Source organism: Pseudoalteromonas sp. MelDa3, assembly GCF_002863625.1.
GTDB lineage: Bacteria > Pseudomonadota > Gammaproteobacteria > Enterobacterales > Alteromonadaceae > Pseudoalteromonas > Pseudoalteromonas arctica.
In genome coordinates this window covers 1-5,895 of sequence record NZ_PJBR01000135.1, presented here as the reverse complement: position 1 = coordinate 5,895, position 5,895 = coordinate 1, and the positions used below count along the sequence as shown (strand labels likewise).

General features: G+C 35.3%; 4 protein-coding genes. 1 reads left to right on the top strand and 3 read right to left on the bottom strand.

Translation table 11 applies throughout. The annotated features are described in order from the left end of the window. Positions 1-129 precede the first annotated feature (129 nt). On the top strand, positions 130-765 hold the full coding sequence (locus CXF89_RS17920) for a methyltransferase family protein (RefSeq protein ID WP_024592034.1): 636 nt from the start codon (positions 130-132) through the stop codon (positions 763-765). Between the two features lie 253 nt (positions 766-1,018). Here the strand turns inward: CXF89_RS17920 and CXF89_RS17915 are convergent, their stop codons facing one another. Genes CXF89_RS17915 through CXF89_RS17905 form a run of 3 tightly spaced genes read right to left on the bottom strand, consistent with a single transcriptional unit; the run spans position 1,019 to position 5,642 of the window. Then, a complete protein-coding gene (locus CXF89_RS17915) occupies positions 1,019-3,040 on the bottom strand; it encodes a putative bifunctional diguanylate cyclase/phosphodiesterase (RefSeq protein ID WP_101216285.1) in 2,022 nt (673 codons plus the stop codon). A 4-nt stretch (positions 3,041-3,044) separates the two neighbouring features. Then, on the bottom strand, positions 3,045-3,572 hold the full coding sequence (locus tag CXF89_RS17910) for a YfiR family protein (RefSeq protein WP_007586256.1): 528 nt from the start codon (positions 3,570-3,572) through the stop codon (positions 3,045-3,047). Positions 3,573-3,581: 9 nt separating this feature from the next. Further along, positions 3,582-5,642: a TonB-dependent receptor plug domain-containing protein gene (locus CXF89_RS17905; protein WP_121955356.1), complete on the bottom strand. Its 2,061-nt coding sequence runs from the start codon at positions 5,640-5,642 to the stop codon at positions 3,582-3,584. Between the last annotated feature and the right edge of the window lie 253 nt (positions 5,643-5,895).

Sequence of the window (5,895 nt, the reverse complement as noted above, 5' to 3'; positions counted from 1 at the left end):
AACAAACCTCTGACTTAACTTGTTTATGAAGGCAATGAATACTAATATAATTTCATGACCTTATAACTAAAATTTATTGAGTTAGTTGTTTTAAAATTACTACCAATAATGATTGTGAGCTGTAACTAGATGCCCTATGAAACATTTTTAGATGACTCTACTTCGCTAGTTGAATTTACACGTATTTACTTAGCTATTTTTTATACTTTTGTTGCGGGGTTTTATACATTTAGAATTATTTATAAAAATAGAGACACACCATCAGGCGTTATTTATCCCGGAGATAAGTTTTGTACTAGTTGGTGGAACCATATGGTTTTTAAGTTTTTCAGGGCTGCTATTTGGTTTATATGTGTAATTAGAGTGTTTGTACCTGAGTTAGATAGCTACCTTGGGTTATTCCCAATTCTCAATGGCTGGCCAGGTGTATTATTTGGCGATATTTTATTGAGTGCAGGTTTTATTTTGACGATGTTTGTACATTTTCATATGGCGGCACTTTGGCGTTCAGGAATTGATCCTAAGGGACCACATGAGCTTAAAACATCAGGACTATATGAATACTCTAGGAATCCGATGTATTTAGGTGTTGTAGCTGCACAGGTGGGTTTCTTTTTAGCCTTACCTAGTATATTTAGTTTGACCTGTTTGGTTATTGGTTTTATAGCTATATATAGACAGACGTTAGTTGAAGAAGCTCATTTAGCTCATCGCTTTTCAATACAATATAAAGAGTACAAGCAACTAGTCCCTCGCTGGTTATAGCTTGGGATTAAGCTTTAAATACATGAAATTTTAACGCAAGAGTAAAGACGTGTTCTGTTTTGAATTGCTAAAATCCAGCAAGATGGACATAAATCAGATCACTTCTTTTTGTTTTATACCAATTCGCTTAATTAAGTGATCTATTTTGAGGATGGAAAAACGTGTTGATAGCTAGGCAAAAAATTTGCTATTTAGTTGTTCTAAATGAGAATTTTTTAACACAGGTAGCGACACATTTAGCCCCGCAAAATGATTAAGTATTATTGCGGATTGGTATTATATACTTTTTCATAAACTCTTGTTTAGTAATTGCCTTTGAAAAAATGTAGCCTTGAATATAATCGCATGCAAGCAGCTTTAATAGATCATACTGTTTTTGTGTTTCAACACCTTCCGCTACCACCATTACATCTAGGTTGTGAGCCATAGTGATAATAGCCTTCACGAGAGCAATACTATTATCGTTTGATTCAATATCGCTTATAAATGAGCGATCTATTTTTAAAATATCTATATCTAAGCGCTGTAGATACGCCAAAGAAGAATAACCAACACCAAAGTCGTCAATCGCTATGTCTATATTAATAGTGCTTAAGCGTTTTAATTGTCGCTGTATTGACGAATCTGGATCCATTAAGGTATTTTCAGTGACTTCAATTAAAATAGTGTTGGCGGGTAGTTGGTACTTTTTACTTGCAACAATCCATTCATCCACCCAGCAACCAGCGCGGTCAATTTCAAGAGGTGATGTATTTACACTGACTTGAATTGTCTTTTCACTTAAAACATTGAATAGGACGGTATCTTGAATTGCTTGAGATTTTACCCATTGGCCGATATCGTTTATCAATCCGTTTTTTTCAGCAACAGGTATAAATTCATTGGGCCCTATTAGGCCTCGTTCAGGGTGGTTCCAACGAATAAGGGCTTCAGCTTTAGGTACTGATTTCCCATCAATTGAAAATATAGGTTGGTAATATAATTCAAATTGGTTTTTTACAATTGCAGTGCGTATCTCTTCTATCAGGCGACGCTTCTCTGTGGCTTTTTCTTCGATAGCATAGGAGAAAAACTCATAGCGATTCCGCCCTTTATTTTTAGATAAATACATCGCTTGATCAGCACGTCTAACAAGCTCTTCTACTGTTAAACCATCAGCAGGGAAAAACGTTAAACCTATGCTTGCAGTAACATAGACTGTTTCTTTTTTTATTTTAATGCTCTGCATTAAACTGCTTTTTACAGCTTCGGCAATTTTTGATGCTTCATCAGGGCTACTTACACCCTCTAAAATTAATGTAAATTCGTCTCCACCTAAGCGTGCTACTGTATCTTTTGTTGTTATACAGCTTTGCAGCCTCGTTGCTACCTGGTGTAATAATAAATCACCGTAGTCATGTCCAAGGCTGTCGTTTACTTCTTTAAAACCATCTAAATCTATAAATATAAGTGCGAATTTCATTCCCTTAATACTTACTAAGCTTTGTAGTTTCTCGTAAAAATACCGTCTATTTGGTAAATCGGTTAACCCGTCTTGGTAAGCATATTGTTGCAACTGAATATTTGCATTTTCAAGTTCATTAGTACGAAGCCTAACTTGGTTTTCTAATGAGCTTTCTCTTTGCTCAATGTTGTATAGCATATCGTTAAAACAAGAAGTTAACTGTCCGACTTCATCTTGTGATAGTTGTTTAGCGCGTAAACTATAATCATGTGACGTTGTTATTTTATTTGCTGTTTGTGCTAAATATAAAATAGGGTTTAAAAAGCGGCGCCTTAGCAAAAGGGATAAAATGAGGCTGATAGCAAAGGTAAAGACCATCAAAATCATTATAAATTTAAAGTAAAAAGTGATTCTGTCTTGAATGTAACTGTTGTTAGCGCGTATTTTTAATACGCCATAATCATGCATATCGAGCTGAAGGGGGGTATTAACCTCAATGCTTTGTTCTATTTCTTCATTTTCGGCTTGAGCAATAACAAGTTGTTCACCAGTCATACTCGTTACCATTATACTAATAACATCTGAGCGTATAAGTATTGGGTTTATAAGCTCTTGTACTGCATCTATATCATTAAACATAAGTGCAGCAGTTATATTGGGTGAAAGCATTTTAGACAGCGACCCCAGGCTTTCTATTTGTTCTTCTTTAGCGCTGGTGATTTCATAAGCACTAAATACAATGGTTACTGTAGCGGTTGATACAAGTGCGACACTCATTAAGATGAATAATAATTTTTTGCTCATTGTATTTAATGCAAATAGTTTTTTCATTGCATTACCTATCTACAACGCGTGCAAGTCGTAGTACTTTTGAACTCATAGTAATGCCTGCATCTTTAAGCTGTTGTGGTGCAATTTCAAAGCGAATTTTACCACTGGAAAGAAAGAATCTGATATGGCCGCCATTTTCAATAAATGAGTCTGTTTCACCAATGACCATAATATTTTTTAGATCTAAAGGAGTTATGTTTTGCCACTGAGCAAATGTATCTGAGGTGATAAATAGCATGTTACACGCAGATGTTGTGACTTCATCAATAGTGACTAATTTATTATGTAAAGGTAATTTTTTTATAGTGCGATTTTTTAGAGCGGTGTTAGCCACATCAATAAAGTATTTATCAGGGCTACAAATAGTAAATTGATCAAGGGGCTCTAAATGAGAATCCCAGTGTCCAAAACGTGCAAAGTTATACAAGAAGCCTGCTTTTAGCATGTATTCTTTTTCAACAGCGTCAACGCTGGTACTTAAAAGTACCAAGGCTATTAAGCTTCTGTGAATTAGACTTCTTAATTTAATCATCTAATTAGCTTAGAAATTTGCTGAAATTGTAAACGTAATACATTCATCAATATAGTTTGGTAATGTATAGGTTTCGCGCGTATTACTGTACTCAATATGTGAACCTGAAAATAGGTTTTTACCCGAAACTGCAGTAGACCACACAGGTGTAGCCTGCCAATTCCAACTAATATCTAACGTTGTGTAATTATCAGTATTATATGCATTTGAGTTTACTGCTCGTAATGTCGCAAACACGTTATGGTTGGTTAAAAAAGAATAATCGGCTTTTGCAAATAACTGCCTGTTTTTAGAGTCATACCCGATAGCGGGCTCTACTCTAGGAGGTAAATCGTAGTTATAATCGGTGTAACTATAACCAAACTCAGTATTGAGATTATCAATTGGTTGCCATGATACTACTAAGTCGAACCCTTTAGTGGTTGTGTCTGCTACAGATGCAAAGTCTAAATCTATACGAGTCATTGTTAGTGCTTGAAATACTTCTGGAATTCTCCCTGCTAGAAATAAATCAAGTATAGGAGTGAATTGTTCAGCATGCGTATTCATATCAATAACCGCTACGTTTTTAGCATCGGTATAATAAGTAGAAAGATCTAATGACCAATCGTTAGCAGTAAAACGGTAGCCTAATTCATAAGATAGATAGTTTTCTGATTTAACTTTGTCATTACCATTTAGGTAGGTTGCAATTCGGTAGTCGTCTATTTGGTCAAAGCCTGAACTTAAACCGGTAAGATCTTTAATTTCTGTACCATTAACTTTAAAATTATCGTTAAACTCAATTAATGTTGGTGTACGCACACTTCGCGATATTGCTCCCCAAGTAAGATGGTTATCTACTGGTTTGTATATAAGTCTTGCTGATGGTTGATTTTCCCAGCCAGTTAAATCGTTATGATCAAGCTTAGTACCAACAATAAAGTCGAGAGTGTCAGGAGTCACATTATATTGAGCTTGAACAAGTGCACCATATTGTTTGAGGCTATCAAAGTTTTTATCGCTATCTAAAAATACACTTTCTGCGAAAGATATAGAATTGTATCGGTAGTTCAACCCCCAATCTAACTGTAGAGATTGATATATAAAGTTCATTTGATAATCAATATCTATCGATTCAAAGTCTTCTTTAATATAATTTTGAGAGCCATTTTGTTTAAGCCAAGAAATTTGTAGCATTTGATTGGCATCTGGCGACATTCTGTTTTCAAGGCGCGCCATTATGCGCGAGTCTGTTCGCTTTAAATCATCTGAAAATGAAATGTTTTCGTTGGTTTCATCGACAACACCTCGGTAGTTTTGGCCAAGTGTGGAATGAGTTACATCACCCTGAAGTAGCGCAGACCACTCATCATTAGGGGTGAAGTCAGCTCTAAAACCTAAAGAATTTTGCTTAGTTGTGTCGTTAGGAGCGAGTGAGATCCCTTTTTTTGATTCATTAGCATCTTTTAAGTGCCCATACACACGGTAGCTGCCTATGTTACTTATATCACCACCGTAGCGAAGATTAGCATCAACATTTATTTGATTACCAGTTGTTACACTTGCGTATCCACCGCGAGTATCAATACTATTTTTAGTAATGATATTAATAACGCCATTATTTGCGTTACTTCCCCAAAGTAATCCGCCTTGTCCGCGTATAACTTCAATACGTTCAATATCGTACAAAGGAACGTTGAGTGTTTCCCAATAAACAGCGGCAAACTTTGGGGTATATAAGCTTTGTCCGTCAATCATAACCAATAATTTGCTTGAAAAGCGAGAGGCAATGCCTCTTGAGGAAATAGCCCATTGATTGTTATCGAGCTGACGGACAATTAAACCCGGCACCATTTTTAGTGCTTCAGGTACTGATGTAGCACCAGATTTAGTAATTTGTTCTTTACTTAATACATAAATAGATGAAGCGGTATCAAATGCTGATTGTGCTCTTTTCATCGCAGAAGTCGCTTGCACATCCATACCCATTAAAGCATCAAGATCGAGGTCTTCATCTTCAAACGGCTCAGCCGTTACAAGAGGGCACACAAAAAGTAATGGCCAAAATAAACGTTGTGATATTTTCACCCAAAAGTCTCCTGCGCAATCAAAAAATCAAAAACAATGACTGTTTTTGTAATACATGTGATATCACACAATATTAACATACATTAACAGCGTAAAAGTATAAATGCGATTAAATCAAAACAACTAATTTTGTAGTAGTTAAAAAATTTAACTTAGGCCAATAAAACAGTAAAATTTAAAAAATAAAGTAGATACATTTTATACAATTACATTTATTAAAGAGTCAAAAAATAGAAGTTACTGAGAGTTATAT

Coding starts and splice junctions, on each gene's coding strand:
- CXF89_RS17920 (WP_024592034.1), top strand. CDS start 130: ATGCCCTATGAAACATTTTTAGATGACTCTACTTCGCTAGTTGAATTT.
- CXF89_RS17915 (WP_101216285.1), bottom strand. CDS start 3,040: ATGAAAAAACTATTTGCATTAAATACAATGAGCAAAAAATTATTATTC.
- CXF89_RS17910 (WP_007586256.1), bottom strand. CDS start 3,572: ATGATTAAATTAAGAAGTCTAATTCACAGAAGCTTAATAGCCTTGGTA.